We start from the raw sequence: 17,909 nt of genomic DNA on the forward strand, positions 1-17,909 counted from the left end.
CCCATACTCGGTATGCATGCGCAAGGGGGCGCTCCTGACGGGGCAGCAGACGGACGGGAGGCGCGGTGCCAGCTGGCACCGCGCCTCCCGTCCGGTGGGTGGTCGCGTCCGCGACCCGGGGTCAGGACCCCAGCTTCGACAGCTCCTCGAACTCGTCGTCGGTCAGCTCGACGGTCGCGCCCGCGAGGTTGTCCTCGAGGTGGGCGACGCTCGACGTGCCGGGGATGGGGAGCATGACGGGCGAGCGCTTCAGCAGCCAGGCCAGGGCGAGCTGGGCCGGGGTGGCGCCCTTGCGCTCGGCGATCTCGGTCAGCGGCGAGTCGCTGCCGGTGAGACCGCCGGTCGCGAGCGGGAACCACGGGATGAAGCCGATGCCCTGCTCGGTCGACCAGTCGAGGAGCTCCTCGGCGTCGCGCTTCTGCAGGTTGTAGAGGTTCTGGACGGAGACGATCGTCGCGATCTCCTGCGCCGCCTTGACCTCGTCGACCGACACCTCGGACAGGCCGATGTGCCGGATCTTGCCCTCGTCCTGCAGCTTCTTCAGCTCGCCGACCTGGTCCTCGAGCGGGACCTTCGGGTCGATGCGGTGGAGCTGGAACAGGTCGATGCGCTCGAGGCCGAGTCGGCGGAGGCTCATCTCGGCTTCCTGCCGCAGGTACTCCGGGCGGCCGACCGGCGGCCACTCGTTCGGCCCGGTGCGGGTGAGGCCGGCCTTCGTCGCGATGACGATGTCGTCGCCGTAGGGGTGCAGTGCCTCGCGGAGCAGGTCCTCGGCGACGTAGGGGCCGTACGAGTCGGCGGTGTCGAAGAAGTCGACGCCCAGTTCGACCGCGCGCTTGAGGACGCGGATCGCCTCGTCGTGGTCCTTCGGGGGTCCCCAGACGCCGGGGCCGGTGAGCTGCATGGTGCCGTAGCCGAGGCGGTGGACCTCGACGTCGCCCCCGATGCGGAAGGTGCCGGAGGCGGCGGCCGGACGGTTCGTGGTGTCGGTGCCAGTGGTCATGTCCCCGGTCTACGCCGCGTTCGTCGCAGCGCGCTGAGTCGGTGTCCCCCGGGATCGGTCGGAACCGGTTCGGCTCGCTCTCGCCGTGGCTCGTGCCGGTGTCGGCGCGTCAGGGCTTCCGTGGGTACGGGGTCTCGCCCCGCTCGAGCCCACCGACCAGCTTCGCGAGCCGGTTCGCCCGGGACGTCGCACTCGGCGCGGTCGCGATCCGGTGGAGCACCGCGTACCGGTTCGTGGCGTCGAGTCCGGCGAACAGGGCGGCCGCGGCCGGTGCGGCGTCGAGCGCTGCCCGCAGGTCGTCCGGCACCGTGGCCGTCGCGGCACCGGCGTACGCACGGTCCCACCGGCCGTCGCCCTTGGCACGGTCGACCTCGGCCTGGCCCCGGACGCGCATCCGCCCGTCGGCGACGAGCGTGGCGACGAGGCCGATGTTCCGCTCGGACCAGAGCGACGCCTTCCGCCGCGGGGTGAACCGCTGCCGGAAGGTGGCCGCGTCGCGCCCGCGCTTCTGCCCGTCGATCCACCCGGAGCAGAGGGCCTCGTCGAGCGCCTGGTCGTAGGTCAGCGTCGTCGGCTCGGTCGTGCCCTTCTTCGCGAGGACGAGCCACACGCCGTCGGGTTCGTCCTCGTGCGCGTCGAGCCAGGCACGCCAGGCGGCGGCGTCCGGCAGGACCAGGTCGTCGGCGTCCATGCGGTCATCGTAGGGCGACCCACCGTCGACGGGTCGGTTCACACCCAGTGCGGTTGCGAGAGCACCCCGTCCGGGTCCGCCTGCTCGGCGATGCGGTGCAGGCGCGAGGTGTTGTCGCCGAAGTACGCCGAGGGGTCCGTGATGGCCGCGTCGCAGTAGTTCGCGTAGGCGGCGTCGCCCCAGGCCGGCCGCATCGCCTTCCGGAAGCCCCGGACGTAGGCGTCGAAGGGCGCCGGGTCCGATCCGTCGGCGAAGACCGCGGTGTACTGCACGGTCATGAGCGCGGACCGCCACGGGACGGCCGAGTCCGTCCGGCCGATGTCGGCCACGACGCCGCCGAGGGCATCGAGGGAGACACCGCCCTCGAGGTTCCCCGGCACGTCGCCGGCCGCGTCCGCTCGGGCGACGAGCACGTCGATCTGCGCGTCGGTCAGCTTGACCGATCCGATCGAGGAGGTCGCCGCCTCGGACACCCGCTGCGGCTTGCCGGCCAGCGCGGCCATCGCGGACCCGTACGTGTGCTGCGTTGCGGTGTGGGCCAGCGGCTTCGCCCCGGTGGCGGCGATGAAACCGTCCACGGAGGTGTCGGCACCGGTCTTCGAACCCGTCCACACACCGGTCACGGTGACGGTCGGCGCGGTGTGGCGGGTGCCGTTCAGCAGCTTGAGCGTCGACCACAGCTGCGGGTCGGCGGTCGGCGCCCAGTCCTGCCAGGCGCGCACCACGGCAGCGGCGGCGGACCACGCGAAGGTGATGGTGAAGAGCAGGACGGGAGGCGCGGCCTGGGTCCGGTAGGTCAGTGCGGTCACGACGCCGACGGTCCCGCCGCCCCCACCGCGGCAGGCCCAGAAGAGGTCCGGTTCGGCCGAGGTCGAGACGTCGTGCACGGCGCCGTCCGGGGTGACGAGCGTGACGCCGGTGAGCTGGTCACAGGTCAGACCGAAGGAGCGGACGAGCACGCCGACCCCGCCGCCCAGGGTGAGCCCGCCGATGCCGACGGTCGGGCAGGAGCCGGCGCCGATGGCCCGACCGGCCTTCGCGAGTGTGGCGTAGACGTCCCCGAGCTGCGCGCCGGGGCCGATCGTCACGGTGTCGTCGTCGTGCAGTTCGATGCCGTCGAGGTCCTGCGTGCTGATGACGAGCGACCGTGGGACGTCGGTGCCGGGTGCGCCGCCGGCCGACCACCCCGTGTACGAGTGCCCGCCGGCGCGGAGCGCGACCGGGGTGTGCGTGTTCCGGGCGAAGGCCAGCCCGGCCTGCACGTCGGCGACCCCGGCTGCGCGCAGGATGCCCTGCGGATCGGCGTCGTCGTAGCGTGGGTTCTCGACCAGGCGAGCAGTGTTCCACCCGTCCGACCCGGAACGCAGCAGCCGTCCGGCGACCGCGGCGGCCAGGGCGTCCCACGAGTCGGGGCCGCCCGGTGTCGGTGACGCGGTCGGGGTCCTCGTGGGTCCGGGTGTGCCCGTGGCCGACGGGGACGGGGACGGTGCCGGTCGGCTGCACGCGGCGAGCACCCCGGCGATCCCGAGTCCGACTCCCCCGGCGAGCACCGTCCGCCTGGTGGCGGGCCGGGTCACGGGCCGGAGACCCCGCCGCCGGCGCCGGAGACGCCCGGGTGCGCGGACTTCGACAGCCCCTCGGTCACCGAGTGCGCGGCATCGGCGTCCGCTCTCGCCTGTGCCCCGAGCCGCGGGTCGGCCGGTCCGAGGTGCGCGAGGCGCTTCGCGCGTCGGTGGTTCTGCACCTCGAGCACGGTGATGACGGCGGCGATCAGCACCGCGATGCCGATCACGATCCACACGATGGTCATGACGTCCCCTCTCGTCCCGGGGCATCCGCCCTCCTGCCCGCGAGCGTACCCGAGCTGCTGATGCGGGTGGCACCGGCCCAGTCGTGCACCCACTCCGGTACCGACAGGTCCCGGTCGGTGGCCCCCGCGGCGTCCAGCAGCTCCGCCGGGGACACCGTCCCACCGGCCCGCAGCAGGAACCGCGCCTGCACCACGGCTCGTGCCACCACGGTGCCGCGCCGGACGAACGTCTGCTCCAGGTAGGCCGCGCGGTCGTCCATCCCGAGCACGCGCGTCACGAGCTCGAACCGCTGCCCGAGCGTCAGGGACCGCTTGTACGTGATGGTCTGCGCGGAGACCACGGGGTACCAGCCGCGCTCGGCGATCGCACCCCAGAACCCGGAGCGCAGCATGAGGTCGAGTCGCCCGAGGTCGAGCATCGACAGGTACTTCCCGTTGTTCACGTGGCGCAGCGGGTCGAGGTCGGTCAGGGTCACCCGGAACGGCGTGCGGACCTCGTCCCAGAGCGTCGGTCGACGTCCACCGACCGCGGGGCGGAGCCGGACGCGCAACCGGAGCAGGAACAGCCGGAAGTACAGGTTCACGCTCCGATCACACCAGGGTCGGGTCGGGAACGCGCGGAACCTTGGAGGAACCGCACGAACGGGCATTCCTGGCTGACGGGTCCGGTCAGTGCCTCCCTCCAACCGAGGGACCCGGAGTAGACCTGCACCCATGCAGACACGCACGCTCCGAGACCTCGAGGTCGGCCCCGTCGGCCTCGGCACCATGGGCATGAGCGCCTTCTACACGGGCGCCGGCACCGACGACGACGAGTCGATCCGCACGATCCACCGCGCGATCGACCTCGGCGTCACCCTGTTCGACACCGCCGAGGCCTACGGCCCGTACACGAACGAGGACCTGCTCCGCCGAGCCCTCGGGGACCGTCGGGACGACGTCGTCATCGCGACGAAGTTCGGCCTGATCACCCACACCCCCGGCGAGACCGAGCCGAGCACCCAGCGCGGGATCTCGAGTGCGCCCGAGTCGGTGCGCGAGGCGCTCGAGGGCTCCCTGCGACGGCTCGGCACCGACCACATCGACCTGTACTACCAGCACCGCGTCGACCCCGCCGTCCCGATCGAGGACGTGATCGGGCAGCTCGCCGGCTTCGTCGAGGAGGGCAAGATCCGGCACATCGGGCTCTCCGAGGCGAGCGCCGCGACGATCCGGAAGGCCCACGCCGTCCACCCGATCACGGCCCTGCAGAGCGAGTACTCGCTGTGGACCCGGGACCCGGAGGGCGAGGTGCTCGACACCCTCCGTGAGCTCGGCATCGGTCTGGTGCCGTACTCGCCGCTCGGCCGCGGGTTCCTGACCGGCGCGATCACGAAGCCGTCCGACCTCGACTCGGACGACTTCCGCCGTGCGAACCCGCGGTTCGCCGAGGCAGCGTTCGCCGAGAACATGCGGATCGTCGACGCCGTCAAGGACATCGCGTCCGAGGCGGGCGGCACCCCGGCGCAGGTGGCCCTGGCCTGGCTGCTCGCGCAGGGTGACGACGTCGTGCCGATCCCCGGCACGAAGCGGGTCACGCGGCTCGAGGAGAACGTCGGCGCCACCGACCTCACCCTCACCGCCGACCAGGTCGCGCGCCTGTCGGCGCTGCCGGTCCCCACGGGCGACCGCTACCCGGACATGTCGTCCATCGGTCGCTGACCGCACGACCAGACGGCCTGGAGGCGCGGTGCCGGCCCGCACCGCGCCTCCGGGCCGTCTGCTGGTCGCGCCGGTCCTAGACCTCCGCGGCGAACGACGCCGCGCGCAGCTGCAGGTCCTCGATCCGCTGCCGGCGGGCGGCCTCGACGTCGAAGCCCTCGTAGGCCAGGGGCGGCGTCCGCCGCACGTTCCGGGAGCACTGGAAGTCCTGGCAGACGAGCGTGCCGACGGTGTTGCCGTTGCGCCCGGCCGGCCCGGACCGCTTCGCGCTGTAGAACACGACGTCGTTCGGCAGCTTGACGTCCTGGCACCACGAGCACTGGGCCCGGGCGCGGGGCGACGCCTCGGCCTGCCGGAACAGGATGCCGACGAGTTCGCCCTCGAGCGTCGGCACGACGGCGTACGCGCGGCGGGCGAGCTTCGGGTCGCGCCACCCGAGGTAGTCGAGCGCGTCCCAGTCGAGGGTGTCGAGGTCCCCGGGCAGGGTGAGGTCGCCGGTCTCCTTGCGGGAGGCGTTGACGAAGGACGTGCGGATGGTCTTCTCGCTGATGGGCAGCATGGTGGTTCGCTCTCGGGAGGGCCCGGGGCACGCGGACGCGCGCCGCACCGGGCGGAGGGTCTCAGGGTTCGATGACGGCGGCCGCACCGCACGGTGCGACCGGGGGCGTCACGCCCTGATGTCGGCGAAACGGGCGCCGACCACCTCCTGGAAGCTCACGGGACCAGCCTACGTCGACGTGTCAAGCGCGCGGCGGCACCGCGGTGACGAGGACGAGGGCGCCCACACGTGACGGCTGCGTCCGGAGGGCGCCGTGCGCACGGTCCCAGTCCCCGGAGTCCAGCGCGTTCCGGAGCGCCGCGACCGAGCGGCGTGCGGTCAGCTCGTCCACGAGGCCCCAGGCGGGGTCGGCCCGACGCGCCGCCGCGTCGAGGAGCCGCTCCGGTCGGGCGTAGTACGCCTCGGAGAACCCGTCGACGCACGTGAACGGGATCGGCAGCGGGGTGGTCGTGACGGTGTCCCCGGCGAGGGCCTCGGTGATGCGGCCCACCGGCGGGTACCGCCCGGCCTCGGCCGCGGTGACCTCGGGGGCGTACTCGGCGAGCCAGAAGTCCGGGACGCGGTCGGGGTCGGACGTCAGGACCACGATCGGACCCCGAGTCACCCGGCGCACCTCGGCGAGTCCCCGCTCGGGGTCGACCCACCCCTCGACGGGGAACGTCACGACCGCAGCGTCGAAGCGGTCGTCCGGGAACGGGAGCGCCCAGGTGCCGGATCCGTCGGTGGCGTCGGCGTCGGTGGTGACGTCGGTGTCGCTGGCGGCGTCGGTGTCGATCGCGTTCGTCGACGTCGCCGCGGTGACCGCGCGGTCGGCGGGCACGGAGGACACCGCGCCGTCACCCACCTCGAGGACCGTCCGGGCGTCGCCGAGGGCGGTCGCGACCGCCCGGACGAAGGACGGCTCCGGCCGGCGGTACTTCCGGTGGTCCTGCTCCGCGCGAACGGCTCCGGGCTCCCCCGCTGGGCCGTCCGCCGTCCTCGTCACGGCCCCAGCCTACGGACGGTGCCTGCTACCGTCGCCCCATGATCTCCGGGGGATTCGCCGTCGTCAGCCTGCTGTACGTCGCCTTCGTCGTGGCGCTCGCCGTCCTGACGGTCGCGCTCATCGTGCTCGTCTTCGCGGCGATCCGCGTGCTGCGTCTCTCCGCGACGGAGCGGGTGCTGCGCATCGAGCGGCTGCGGTACCGGGCGATCGTCGACGGCATCGCCGGCACCGACGACGGCAGTGCCGCGACCGACGACGGTGGCGCGGGCCCGGACGCGACCGGTCCTGCGGCTCCCACCACCTGACACCGCCCCTGGCGATCCGCCGTGACCGTTCTGGTTCGGGGATCCCGGGGATCGCGAACCGGAACGGTCAACGACGCGACGGCACGGGTCGCCGAGCGGCCTCACCGGACCGATCCACCGTGACCGGACCGATCCACCGTGACCGGACCGATCCACCGTGACCGGACCGATCCACCGTGACCGTTCGGGTCCACGGGGGCTCCGGGTCAGTCGACCGACTCGGTCTCCGACGCGCGCAGTGCCGCGTAGTGCTCGGCGCGTTCCGTGGCGGCCCACGACCCGAGGAGTGCCAGGGAGCGCTCGGACTCGCTGCCGGGTTCGGCCGAGTACGAGAACATCACGAGCCCGGGGTCCGCGACGAGCTCGAGGGCCTCGTAGTCGAGCCGGAGTTCGCCGACGATGGGGTGCACGATCCGCTTCTTGCCGGTGCGGTGCATCCGGACGTCGTGCGCGGCCCACCAGGTGCGGAACTCCTCGCTCCGGGTGGACAGTTCGCCGACGAGGGTCACGAGCCCGGGCTCGCACGGGTTCGACACCGCGGCCGCGCGGAGGATCGCCACCGCGTCCCGGGCGGTCTGCGCCCAGTCCGCGAAGAACTCCTTCGCCGCCGGGTCGAGGAACGTGAAGCGGGCGGTGTTCACCGGGCGCCCGGGTCCGGCGAACATCGGCGCGTACAGGGCACGACCGAGGTCGTTCGTCGCGACGACGTCGCCGCGCTCGTTCCGCACCCACGCGGGCGCTCCGGTGATCGAGTCGAGCAACCGCTGCACCCCGGGCCGGACGCGGGTCGGGACGTTCCGGTGCATCACCTTCACGCCGGAGTTCGCCAGGCGCGCGAGGTCCCACAGGTGGACGCGCTCGTCCTCGTCGAGCTGGAGTGCGGCGGCGAGCCCTTCGAGCACGCTGTCCGACACGCCCTTGAGCGAGCCCCGCTCGAGGCGCGTGTAGTAGTCGACGCTCACCCCGGCGAGCATGGCGACCTCGTGGCGTCGCAGCCCCGGCACCCGCCGGACGCCGCCGCCGAACGAGGGCATGCCGACCTGCTCGGGGGTGAGCCGCGCCCGCCTCGAGGACAGGAAGTCGCGGATCTCGTTGCGCACGTCGATACCCATGCGACGAGCGTACGTCCCGTGCCTGGTACCCCGGCAGGCCCTGCCCGTACCCGGGAGGCCCTGCCCGGGACCGCGACCTCAGGCGGCGACGTCCGCCGTGATGCGCACCCGGGCCACGCGGTGCCCGTCCATCGCGGTGACCTCGAGCCGGTACCCGTCGACCTCGACCACGTCGCCGACCTCGGGCACGCGGTCGAGCGCCACCTGCACCAGGCCGCCCACCGTCTCGTAGTCACCGTCCGGCAGCGTCGGGCCGCCGTCGGCGGCGAGGTCCTCGAGCACGGTCGCCCCGTCGACGCCGTCGTGACGGGCCGCCTGCTCGTCGAACTCGGCGGCGTCCCACTCGTCCCGGATGCGTCCGACGAGGTCCTCGAGCAGCGCCTCGAGCGTGACCATCCCGGCGCTCCCGCCGTACTCGTCGACGACCAGGGCGATCTGGTGGCCCTCGGTGCGCATGTCCGCGATGGCGCTCGACAGCGACTTCGTCTCCGGCAGCGCGAGCACGGGACGGACGAGGGTCGACACCGGCCGGGTGGGGTCCGCGGGCCGCAGCAGGTCGCGCAGGTGCACGAACCCGGCCACGTCGTCGCGCGAGCCCTCGGTCACGAGGTACCGCGTGTGACCGACCTCGATGGCGTGGTCGGTGGCCTCGGAAATGGTGGTGTCGGCGGCGATGGTCGCGACGTCGAACCACGGGCGCATGGACTCGCGGAGGATCCGGTCGCCCGCGTCGAGGGCACTCCGGGCGATGCGGCGGCCCTGGGCATCGATGGCGTCGTGCTCCTCGACGAGGCCACGGAGCTCCTCGGTGCTCATCGACTCGCTCCGGGCGTCCGGGTCCCCGCCGAGCAGTCGCACCACGGCGTCGGTCGACTTCGAGAGCAGCCAGATCACCGGGCGCATGAGGGTGGCGAACCGGTCGAGCGTCGGCGCCACGGCCATCGAGAAGCCCTCGGCCCGCTGCAGGGCGAGCCGCTTCGGCACGAGCTCGCCGAACACCAGCGACAGGTAGGCGATCACGAGGGTCATGAGCACCAGTGCGACCACCTCGGCCGCGCCCTGCTCGAGGCCGATACCGGTGAACAGCGGGGCGACGTCCGGCGCGATCGAGGACGCACCGTACGCGGCCGAGAAGAACCCCGCGACGGTCACGCCGATCTGCACGGCGGACAGGAAGCGGTTCGGGTCGCGACCGAGCTCGGCGACCCGCATCCCCCGCGAACCGCGACGCTCGAGCTGCTGCAGCTGTGACTCGCGCAGGGAGACGAGGGCGATCTCGGCCGCTGCGAACACGCCGCCGACGAGCACGAAGAGGACCACGAGCCCGAAGGCGATCCACGTGTCGGCTCCCATCAGCGGGCCACCGGCTCAGATCGGCGTCGGGCGGGCGGTCTGTGGCAGTCGTCCATGCCTGTGACTCTGCACAGGAAACCTGATCAAGCGGTGAGGGAACGCCCGATGCGCGCTTCGAGCCAGGCCTCTGGGTCGATCGGCGTCACGCCGTCCATGAGGACCTCGAGGTGGAGGTGCGCGCCCGTGGAGACCCCGGACGACCCGACCTTGCCGATGAACTGCCCCGCCTCGACGGTGTCGCCGGCCCGGAGGGGCGAGGAGCCGGGGATCATGTGCCCGTAGAGCGTCGAGACCTTGCGGCCGTCCACGACGTGGTCGATGATCACCGCGGTGCCGTACGAGAAGTACGTGCCGGAGACCCGGACGGTGCCCGCGGCGACGGCGCCGATCGGCGCACCCATGCCCGGGTTGAAGTCGAGGCCCTGGTGGAGCGAGGAGCAGGCGCCGCAGGGAGCCGCACGGTAGCCGAAGCCCGAGCTCATCCGCACCGGACCGGGGAAGGGCGAGCGGATCTCGCCGCCGTAGGACACCGACGTGCCGGGGGTGCCCGTCGAGCCGCCGCCGACCGTGAACCCGTCGCGGTCGAGGGCCGAGGCGGCGATCGCCTGCGTGACGGCGTAGTCCTGCGTGCGCACGGACGGCGCGAGGGTCGCGGTCGCGATCGAGGTGCCGACGCTCGCGTGCGCGGGCATCGCGGACGCGGCGAACATGGCGAGGGCCGCCAGGGCGCTCGTGAGGGTGATGCGGCTGGCGCGGCGGGACCGGGAGGCGCGGGTCGCGCGGACGACGGCGGGCGCGGTCGGCGCGGGTCGGCGGACGACACGCTGGACGCGGGGGTCGACGTGCTCGGTCGCGGCGCGTGCGGCTGCCGTGCGACGACCGGTCGGCACCGGCTTCGGTGCACGCTCGCGGCGGGCCGGCTTCCGGGCTGCGGCGCGCTCGGCCTCGAGGGCGGCGCGACGGGACAGGTGCACCACCGGGGTGTCCGGGTGCTGGTCGAGTTCGCGTGCAGTCGTCATGGCCGCCCACCATTCTGCACGACTCTGTCGCTTTGTACAGGTCCTTTCGTGATCTCATCGTTACCGAGTGCTGGGAGGGTGCTGATCCCCGAGGCCCGCGGCGGACCCCGACGACGCCCGGTCAGTAGTGTCCGCAGTGAGCGAGCCGAAAGGACCCTCCACATGGCCCGAAGACCGCGCGAGCGGCACGAACCGGTCGACCTGGGCACGGCCCACGTCGTGCTCGCCGGCACGCAGGAACTCCTCCCCGTGCTCCGCACCGCTGCCGTGCGGGCTGGTGTCGACGCGGCTCGGATGCGGGTGGTCGGGGTCGACGACCTGCCGGACCCCGCCGAGACGTGGGACGCCGAACTCGCGGTCATCGCGATCCGTCGACCGGGCGACGATCCCGCGTTCCACCGCGCGCACGAGGCCGCCGAGATGATCGACCCGCTCCTGGCGCCGCACGCCGTCCGGATCGTCGTGACGGTGTCCGGGCTGACGCGTCTCGCCCCGAAGATCGAGCGGACGCTGACGTCCGAGGTCCTGCACCAGATCGGCGCGGCGTCGGCGCCCTCCGGGTTCGAGCGTCCGTTCCGGACCTTCCGGATGCGCCTCGGGCTCGCGGCGCTGAAGACCGCCGGTGTCCGCGTGTTCCGGGTGCGCATCGGCGAGTGACGCGCGCAGTCCGGGTCGGCCCGGGCGGTCAGTCCCCGTCCGGCTCCGGGGTGTGGGCGGACGAGGCGTTCACCGCGTGGTGCGGCGGGGCGACGTGGGCGACGAGTGCCACGCTCCCCGCGGCGAGGACGAGCGCGAGCGTGCCCGCGGTCACGGCGGTCCCGATCCGCCGCAGCCGCGAGCCCGACCCGCGGTCCCGCGGCGCGAAGCGGGCGAGCCCGCGCCGGGGCGTCGGCCCCACCAGCCAGGGTCCGGAGCCGTCCTCGTCGTAGGAGAACGGCCCCGAGCCGTCCGGTGCGTACCGGTACGGTCCGCTGCCGTCCACGGCGTAGGCCGAGCGGAGGTCCTCCGCGGACCAGCCGAAGTCCTCCGGTGTCTGCCGTGTCGTCGCCATGTGCGCCTCCTGGTCCGTGTGTCGCGGAAGACCAGTCGACGGGACGTCCCTATGAGTCGCCAGTGCGCCTCCAGGAAGCAGACCGAGCATCCGCTCCACGCAGGCGGCACCATGTATCTTGATGTCGAGACATCCCGCTGCGCGAGTAGCGTGGACGTACCGACGGTCGAACAAGGGAGTACCCGCCAGCATGGCCAAGATCATCTACACCCTCACGGACGAGGCGCCGTTCCTCGCCACCCACTCCTTCCTCCCGGTCATCCAGGCCTTCGCCGGCACCGCAGGTGTCGACGTCGAGACCCGCGACATCTCGCTCTCCGGCCGGATCATCGCCCAGTTCCCGGAGCGCCTCACCGCCGAGCAGCGCCTGGACGACGCCCTCGCCGAGCTCGGCGACCTGGCGAAGACGCCCGAGGCGAACATCATCAAGCTGCCGAACATCTCGGCGTCGATCCCCCAGCTCAAGGCCGCGATCAAGGAACTCCAGGCGCAGGGCTACGACCTGCCGGACTACCCCGACGAGCCCGCGACCGACGAGGAGCGCGACACCCGCGCCCGCTACGACCGCACCAAGGGCAGTGCCGTCAACCCGGTCCTCCGCGAAGGCAACTCCGACCGTCGTGCCCCGCTCTCCGTCAAGAACTACGCCCGCAAGCACCCGCACCGCATGGGCGCCTGGAGCCACGACTCGAAGACGAACGTCGTGACGATGGGCACGGACGACTTCCGCTCGAACGAGCAGTCCTGGATCGCCCCGGCCGACGACGTCCTGACGATCGAGTTCGTGGGCAGCGACGGCGAGACCACGGTCCTCAAGCAGTCGATCCCCGTCCTCCAGGGCGAGGTCGTCGACGGTACGGTGCTGCACGTCCGCGCGCTCGAGGCCTTCCTGCGGGACCAGATCCGCGCGGCCGAGGAACAGGGCGTCCTGTTCTCGGTGCACCTCAAGGCCACGATGATGAAGGTCTCGGACCCGATCATCTTCGGGCACGTCATCCGCGCGTTCTTCCCGACCGTCTTCGAGCGGTTCGGCGCCGACCTCGCCGCCGCCGGGCTCAACCCGAACGACGGCCTCGGCTCGATCCTCGCCGGGCTCGACGCCGTGCCGAACGGTGCGGAGATCAAGCAGGCCTTCATGGACGGCATCGACGCGGGCCCCGAGCTCGCGATGGTCGACTCCGACAAGGGCATCACGAACCTGCACGTCCCGAGCGACGTCATCGTCGACGCCTCCATGCCGGCGATGATCCGCACCTCCGGCCACATGTGGGGTCCGGACGGCGAGGAGCACGACACCCTCGCGGTCATCCCGGACTCGAGCTACGCGGGCATCTACCAGGCGACCATCGAGGACTGCCGGGCCAACGGCGCCTTCGACCCGGCCACCATGGGCTCGGTCCCGAACGTCGGGCTGATGGCGCAGAAGGCCGAGGAGTACGGCTCGCACGACAAGACCTTCGAGGTCCCGGCCGCCGGCCGCGTCCGCGTGGTCACGAGCGGCGGCGAGACGGTCATCGAGCACGAGGTCGAGGCCGGTGACATCTGGCGCGCCTGCCAGACGAAGGACGTCGCCATCCGCGACTGGGTGAAGCTCGCCGTCACCCGCGCCCGTGCCACCGGCTCCCCCGCGGTGTTCTGGCTCGACGAGAGCCGTGCGCACGACGCGAACCTCATCGGCCTCGTGCGGACCTACCTCGGCGAACACGACACCGACGGCCTGCAGATCGAGATCATGTCGCCCGAGGACGCGATGCGCTTCTCGCTCGAGCGCATCCGCCGAGGCGAGGACACCATCTCGGTCACCGGCAACGTGCTCCGCGACTACCTCACCGACCTGTTCCCGATCATGGAGCTCGGCACCTCGGCGAAGATGCTCTCCGTGGTCCCGCTCCTCGGCGGCGGCGGCCTGTTCGAGACCGGTGCCGGTGGTTCGGCGCCGAAGCACGTCCAGCAGCTCGTCGAGCAGAACTACCTGCGCTGGGACAGCCTCGGTGAGTTCCTCGCGCTCGCGGTCAGCCTCGAGCACCTCGCGGGCGTGACCGGCAACGAGCGCGCGAAGATCCTCGGCGAGACGCTCGACCGTGCCACCGGGACCTTCCTCGACGAGGACAAGTCGCCGGGGCGCAAGCTCGGGTCGATCGACAACCGCGGCAGCCACTTCTACCTGGCGAAGTACTGGGCACAGGAGCTCGCGGCGCAGACGCAGGACGGCGACCTGGCGGCGTCGTTCGCCGAGATCGCCGCGAAGCTCGACGCCCAGGAGCAGCAGATCGTCGAGGAGCTGAACGGTGTGCAGGGTCACCCGGCCGACATCGGCGGCTACTACCGTCCCGACGACGCCAAGACGAGCGCGGTCATGCGCCCGTCCGCGACGCTGAACGCGACGCTCGCCGCGCTGTAGGCGCGAGCGACGACGGACGGGAGGCGCGGTGCCGGCTGGCACCGCGCCTCCCGTCCGTCCGTGCGCGCGCCGCGCCGCTTCGTGTGCAGAAATGGTCGGGTCCGCACCACGAACCCGACCATTTCTGCTCACGAAGTGAGCGCGCGCCGCGCGTCAGGTGCGAGACGGGACGGGCGGGCCCGCCGCCAGCAGCACCACGAAGACCAGAGCGACCGCGACGACCCCGAGCACGACCGCCAGGAGCGGGCGGCGCACCACGAAGAACAGCAGGCGGTCCCAGAAGCCCGAGCGACCGTCGGCGGACCGGCGCCAGTCTCCGTCGAGCATCCCGCGCCGTGCGACGGCGACCTCGAACGGCACGGTCGCGTACGGCACCACGGCACTCGCCCACCCGAGCACGAGCGCGCCCGCCGACCACCGCTGGTTCACCGCGATGACGGTGGTCACCACGAGGTACGCCAGGAACACGAACCCGTGCACCCCGCCGCCGATCCGGACGCCCCAGTCGCCGGCGTCCAGCCCGTACTTCAGCACCATCCCGGCGATGAGCAGGGTCCAGGTCACGAGTTCGGCGACCGCGGCGGCGCGGAACAGGGATCGGGGAGTCATGCCCACATCGTCGCGGACGCCTCCCGGGAAAGCCCCGACACTCCGGTGGTCGTATCGATTCGACGACCAGGCGGACTAGCGTGGGAGCCATGTCGACGCCGACCGAATCCCGTCCCCTGAACATCGTCGTCTGGAACGAGAACGTGCACGAGAGCCGGGGTGACGAGACCGTCGTCGGGCACTACCCCGACGGCATGCACACCGTCATCGCCGCCGCGCTCCGCGAGCACCACCCGGACGCGACCGTGAGCACCGCCACCCTGCAGGAGCCCGACCACGGCATCACCGCCGAGCGCCTGGCCACCACCGACGTCCTGTTCTGGTGGGGCCACGCCGCCCACGACGAGGTCAGCGACGCCGTCGTCGACCTGGTCGTCGACGCCGTGCACGCGGGCATGGGCCTCGTCGTGCTGCACTCCGGGCACTACTCGAAGCCGTTCAAGCGGCTGATGGGCACGACCTGCTCGCTGAAGTGGCGGAACGACGGGGAGCGCGAGCTGGTCTGGACGGTGGCGCCCGAGCACCCGATCGCCGCGGGCGTCCCGCACCCGATCGTCATCGACCGCCAGGAGATGTACGGCGAGTACTTCGACATCCCGCGCCCCGACGAAGAGGTCTTCCTGTCGACGTTCGCCGGCGGCGAGGTCTTCCGCTCGGGCGTCGCGTACCGCCGCGGCCTCGGGAAGGTCTTCTACTTCTCCCCCGGCGACCAGGAGTACCCGGTGTACCACCACCCGGACATCCAGCGGGTGCTGTCGAACGCGGCCGCGTGGGCGGCGCCCGTGTCCGAGCGGCGCGAGCTCACCGCCGACCCCCACCCGCGGGACTGGTTCCTGGGCGAGGGTGCGGGTAGACAGGACGGGTGAGCCACCTCGACGCCGCAGCGCACCGGTCGGCCGTGATCGAGGCGCTCGGCGTGCTCGGGAGCGGCCCCGAAGAGCGCTTCGACCGCATCACCCGCATGACGCAGGAGGCCTTCGGCGTCCCGCTGTCCTTCCTCAACATCGTGCACGACGGCCTGGTGACGGCGCAGTCGACCCAGGGCTGGCACCAGGGCCGCAGCGCGCCGGCCGAGCAGGTGTTCTGCTCGACGACGGTGCTCGACGATGCGCCGATCGTGGTGCCGGACGCCACGCTCGACCCGCGGTTCGCGCACCTCGCGGCCGTCACCGAGCAGGGGATCCGGTTCTACGCGGGCGCACCGCTGTCGATGCTCGACGGCACCCGCGTCGGCACCCTCTGCATCATGGACGCGATCCCACGGACGATGTCGCCGGAGGACCTCGACCTGCTCCGTGACCTCGCACGGTGGGCGGAACGGGAGCTCGGCCACGTGATCGAGCGCGACCGGGTCCGGCGGGTCGTGGACAGCCTCGTCCCGGAGCCCGTCGACGTTCCCGGGTACGCACTCCACGCCCTGGCACTCCCCCGCGAGGACTCCGGCGACGTCGCGGACTGGCGCGTCGCAGCGGACGGCCGCCTGCACTGCACCGTGGGTGCCGTCCCGGTCGCCGGTCGGGCCGCGGCGCTCCTCGCGGCCGCGGTCCGGGCGGCCGTGATCGCACGCACCGACGTCGACACCGTGACCGCGATCGAGGGCCTGGAGGCGCAGGTCGCCGCCGACCTGTCGGCTGCGGACACCGTCGCATCGCTCTTCCACCTGCGGCTCGACCCCGCGTCGGGGCACGCCGCGTACGTGGACGCCGGGCACGGCCTGGCGGCCGTGGTGCGCGCGGACGGCGGCACCGAGGTCCTCCGGTCGCGCGACCTGCCGATCGGCCTGCAACCCGCGGGGACCCCGCGGACGACGGGGACCGTCGAGCTCGCACCGGGCGACCGCGTCGTGCTGTGCACCGACGGACTGCTGGCCGCGGTCGGGGGCCTCGACGCCCTGACCACGTCGGTGCGGACCGCCGACGACGTCGCCGACCTGGTCGAACGCGTCCGGGGCGACGCGGCGGTCGGCACGCTCCTCGTGCTCACGCGCGACTGACCGCCGGGCGCCCGGATGCCCGGTCGCGCGGGTACCCGACGGCCCGGACCCCCGGTCGTCAGCGCTGCGCGGGCTTCGCCGTGAGCGACACGACGAGGAGCGTCGCGAGCATGCCGAACCCGGCGAGCTCGATCCCGAGCCCGGCGAGCTGCCAGTAGGCGCTCGCGACGACCTGCGGCCGGGTGATCGACTCCGGCCACCACCCGTCGACGAGCGGGAACACCGCGGGGAACGGGTCGAGCCCGAACACGACGAGCCCTCCGAGCAGGAGCACCACCCCGAGTGCCGCCATGGCACCACGCGACCGTCGGAGCATCCACGCGACGAGTGCCGCGGCGATGCCGGCCAACCCGACGACGGCGATCGCGAACGCCAGCACGACGACGGTCTGCGGCGCCAGCGCGACCCAGTCGAGCACGGCGATCGGCAGCAGCAGCCACCGCCCCGTCCGGGCCCAGCGCGCGGGGTTCCGCCATCCGTCCATGTCGGGAACCGTACGACAGCCGACCGGGGAGGATCCCGGACGCCGGCCGGACGCCGCCTGGGCGCGGTCGCGTCGGTACGCTTGCAGGATCATGGCGCAGGAGAGCGGGACGCGGCAGCAGCGAGCGGTCGAGACCCGCGCCGCGATCCTCGACGCCGCGGCGGGCGAGTTCGACGAGCGGGGCTACCTCGGCACCTCGATGGACGCCGTCGCCGAGCGGGCCGGCCTCACGAAGGGCGCGCTCTACTTCCACTTCACCTCGAAGGCGGACCTCGCCGGTGCGGTGGTAGCCCGGCAGCACGAGGTCTCCCGGCAGTACGGCGAGGCGGCCGTCGCGCGCGGCACCACCCCGCTCGAGGTGCTCATGTGGCTGTCGCAGGGGCTCGCGTCGCAGATGGTCCACGAGACGGTCGTGAGCGCCGGCATCCGGCTGTCCACCGACACCGCTGCGCAGGGCGTGGCACGGCGCGACCCGTACACCGACTGGATGCAGGTGATCGCCGACCTCGTCCGGCAGGGCATCGACGCCGGCGAGGTCGACCCGGCGTGGGACGCGGACCTCGTCGGCCGGGTCGTCATCCCCGCCTACACGGGCGTGCAGACGGTCTCCGACGTCCTCGCCGACCGCTCGGACCTGTACGAGCGGCTCCGCGAGCTCTGGACGGTCCTGCTCGCCGCGATCGTCACGGACCGGGTCCGCCCGGAGATCCCCCGACTCGTCGGGATGATCGCCCCGCTCCCGCTCGACTGAGCGAACCCCTCGACTGAGCGAACTCCCTCGACCGAGCACTGAGCGGACTCCCTCGACCGAGCGACGCGGGTCCCCCCACCGA

At 72.7% G+C, this 17,909-nt stretch carries 20 protein-coding genes; 7 read left to right on the forward strand and 13 right to left on the reverse strand.

The window, feature by feature from the left end; translation table 11 throughout:
* Positions 1–121: 121 nt before the first annotated feature.
* The 5 genes from ACQXVK_RS04800 to ACQXVK_RS04820 form a co-directional block, all read right to left on the reverse strand.
* Positions 122–1,003 carry an aldo/keto reductase gene (locus tag ACQXVK_RS04800; RefSeq protein WP_416393006.1) on the reverse strand — a complete coding sequence of 294 codons (882 nt, stop codon included), beginning with the start codon at positions 1,001–1,003 and terminating at the stop codon, positions 122–124.
* A gap of 109 nt (positions 1,004–1,112) precedes the next feature.
* Entirely contained in the window at positions 1,113–1,694 is a 582-nt protein-coding gene (locus tag ACQXVK_RS04805; protein ID WP_031262217.1) for a YdeI/OmpD-associated family protein, read from the reverse strand.
* A 38-nt stretch (positions 1,695–1,732) separates the two neighbouring features.
* On the reverse strand, positions 1,733–3,271 hold the full coding sequence (locus tag ACQXVK_RS04810; protein ID WP_430852891.1) for an FAD-binding oxidoreductase: 1,539 nt from the start codon (positions 3,269–3,271) through the stop codon (positions 1,733–1,735).
* Positions 3,268–3,504 (reverse strand): hypothetical protein, encoded by a 237-nt coding sequence (locus tag ACQXVK_RS04815; protein ID WP_022907020.1) that lies wholly within the window; start codon positions 3,502–3,504, stop codon positions 3,268–3,270. The genes ACQXVK_RS04810 and ACQXVK_RS04815 overlap by 4 nt, the downstream gene beginning before the upstream one ends.
* Positions 3,501–4,088, reverse strand: a complete 588-nt coding sequence (locus tag ACQXVK_RS04820) for an acyl-CoA thioesterase (protein ID WP_430852892.1) — start codon at positions 4,086–4,088, stop codon at positions 3,501–3,503. Before ACQXVK_RS04820 ends, ACQXVK_RS04815 begins: the two co-directional genes overlap by 4 nt.
* Positions 4,089–4,218: 130 nt before the next feature.
* Between ACQXVK_RS04820 and ACQXVK_RS04825 the strand changes: the two genes are divergently transcribed.
* Positions 4,219–5,205, forward strand: a complete 987-nt coding sequence (locus tag ACQXVK_RS04825; protein WP_402266398.1) for an aldo/keto reductase — start codon at positions 4,219–4,221, stop codon at positions 5,203–5,205.
* 76 nt (positions 5,206–5,281) lie between these two features.
* Here the strand turns inward: ACQXVK_RS04825 and ACQXVK_RS04830 are convergent, their stop codons facing one another.
* Both ACQXVK_RS04830 and ACQXVK_RS04835 read right to left on the reverse strand, forming a co-directional pair.
* Positions 5,282–5,764 carry an FBP domain-containing protein gene (locus ACQXVK_RS04830; RefSeq protein WP_022907023.1) on the reverse strand — a complete coding sequence of 161 codons (483 nt, stop codon included), beginning with the start codon at positions 5,762–5,764 and terminating at the stop codon, positions 5,282–5,284.
* 181 nt (positions 5,765–5,945) lie between these two features.
* Complete coding sequence (locus ACQXVK_RS04835; protein WP_430852893.1) at positions 5,946–6,749, reverse strand: class I SAM-dependent methyltransferase; 804 nt, start codon at positions 6,747–6,749, stop codon at positions 5,946–5,948.
* Positions 6,750–6,787: 38 nt separating this feature from the next.
* On the opposite strand from ACQXVK_RS04835, the gene ACQXVK_RS04840 reads away from it, so the two are divergent.
* A complete protein-coding gene (locus ACQXVK_RS04840) occupies positions 6,788–7,054 on the forward strand; it encodes a hypothetical protein (RefSeq protein ID WP_430852894.1) in 267 nt (88 codons plus the stop codon).
* A gap of 206 nt (positions 7,055–7,260) precedes the next feature.
* Here ACQXVK_RS04840 and ACQXVK_RS04845 read toward each other — a convergent pair whose 3' ends face one another.
* From ACQXVK_RS04845 to ACQXVK_RS04855, 3 genes are all read right to left on the reverse strand, one after another.
* A complete protein-coding gene (locus tag ACQXVK_RS04845; RefSeq protein ID WP_402266408.1) occupies positions 7,261–8,166 on the reverse strand; it encodes a helix-turn-helix transcriptional regulator in 906 nt (301 codons plus the stop codon).
* Between the two features lie 78 nt (positions 8,167–8,244).
* Positions 8,245–9,519 carry a hemolysin family protein gene (locus tag ACQXVK_RS04850; RefSeq protein ID WP_430852895.1) on the reverse strand — a complete coding sequence of 425 codons (1,275 nt, stop codon included), beginning with the start codon at positions 9,517–9,519 and terminating at the stop codon, positions 8,245–8,247.
* Between the two features lie 83 nt (positions 9,520–9,602).
* Positions 9,603–10,538, reverse strand: a complete 936-nt coding sequence (locus ACQXVK_RS04855; RefSeq protein ID WP_022908579.1) for a M23 family metallopeptidase — start codon at positions 10,536–10,538, stop codon at positions 9,603–9,605.
* Between the two features lie 162 nt (positions 10,539–10,700).
* Here ACQXVK_RS04855 and ACQXVK_RS04860 point away from each other — a divergent pair, with 162 nt between their 5' ends.
* A complete protein-coding gene (locus ACQXVK_RS04860; RefSeq protein ID WP_402266417.1) occupies positions 10,701–11,195 on the forward strand; it encodes a hypothetical protein in 495 nt (164 codons plus the stop codon).
* Positions 11,196–11,223: 28 nt separating this feature from the next.
* Here the strand turns inward: ACQXVK_RS04860 and ACQXVK_RS04865 are convergent, their stop codons facing one another.
* On the reverse strand, positions 11,224–11,589 hold the full coding sequence (locus ACQXVK_RS04865) for a hypothetical protein (RefSeq protein WP_402266420.1): 366 nt from the start codon (positions 11,587–11,589) through the stop codon (positions 11,224–11,226).
* Between the two features lie 190 nt (positions 11,590–11,779).
* Here ACQXVK_RS04865 and ACQXVK_RS04870 point away from each other — a divergent pair, with 190 nt between their 5' ends.
* Entirely contained in the window at positions 11,780–13,990 is a 2,211-nt protein-coding gene (locus ACQXVK_RS04870; RefSeq protein WP_430852896.1) for an NADP-dependent isocitrate dehydrogenase, read from the forward strand.
* A gap of 153 nt (positions 13,991–14,143) precedes the next feature.
* Here the strand turns inward: ACQXVK_RS04870 and ACQXVK_RS04875 are convergent, their stop codons facing one another.
* Positions 14,144–14,599: a DUF3817 domain-containing protein gene (locus ACQXVK_RS04875; protein WP_430852897.1), complete on the reverse strand. Its 456-nt coding sequence runs from the start codon at positions 14,597–14,599 to the stop codon at positions 14,144–14,146.
* Between the two features lie 89 nt (positions 14,600–14,688).
* Between ACQXVK_RS04875 and ACQXVK_RS04880 the strand changes: the two genes are divergently transcribed.
* Together ACQXVK_RS04880 and ACQXVK_RS04885 are read left to right on the forward strand one after the other, a co-directional pair.
* Complete coding sequence (locus ACQXVK_RS04880) at positions 14,689–15,465, forward strand: ThuA domain-containing protein (RefSeq protein WP_229084831.1); 777 nt, start codon at positions 14,689–14,691, stop codon at positions 15,463–15,465.
* Positions 15,462–16,592 carry a PP2C family protein-serine/threonine phosphatase gene (locus ACQXVK_RS04885; RefSeq protein ID WP_022905981.1) on the forward strand — a complete coding sequence of 377 codons (1,131 nt, stop codon included), beginning with the start codon at positions 15,462–15,464 and terminating at the stop codon, positions 16,590–16,592. Before ACQXVK_RS04880 ends, ACQXVK_RS04885 begins: the two co-directional genes overlap by 4 nt.
* Before the next feature lie 58 nt (positions 16,593–16,650).
* On the opposite strand, the gene ACQXVK_RS04890 is transcribed toward ACQXVK_RS04885, so the two are convergent.
* Positions 16,651–17,076, reverse strand: coding sequence for a hypothetical protein (locus ACQXVK_RS04890; protein WP_402266433.1), 426 nt, complete (start codon positions 17,074–17,076; stop codon positions 16,651–16,653).
* Positions 17,077–17,167: 91 nt separating this feature from the next.
* On the opposite strand from ACQXVK_RS04890, the gene ACQXVK_RS04895 reads away from it, so the two are divergent.
* A complete protein-coding gene (locus ACQXVK_RS04895) occupies positions 17,168–17,827 on the forward strand; it encodes a ScbR family autoregulator-binding transcription factor (RefSeq protein ID WP_402266436.1) in 660 nt (219 codons plus the stop codon).
* The last annotated feature ends 82 nt before the right edge of the window (positions 17,828–17,909 follow it).

The sequence above is a fragment of the Curtobacterium sp. AB451 genome (assembly GCF_050585845.1).
Classification (GTDB): domain Bacteria; phylum Actinomycetota; class Actinomycetes; order Actinomycetales; family Microbacteriaceae; genus Curtobacterium.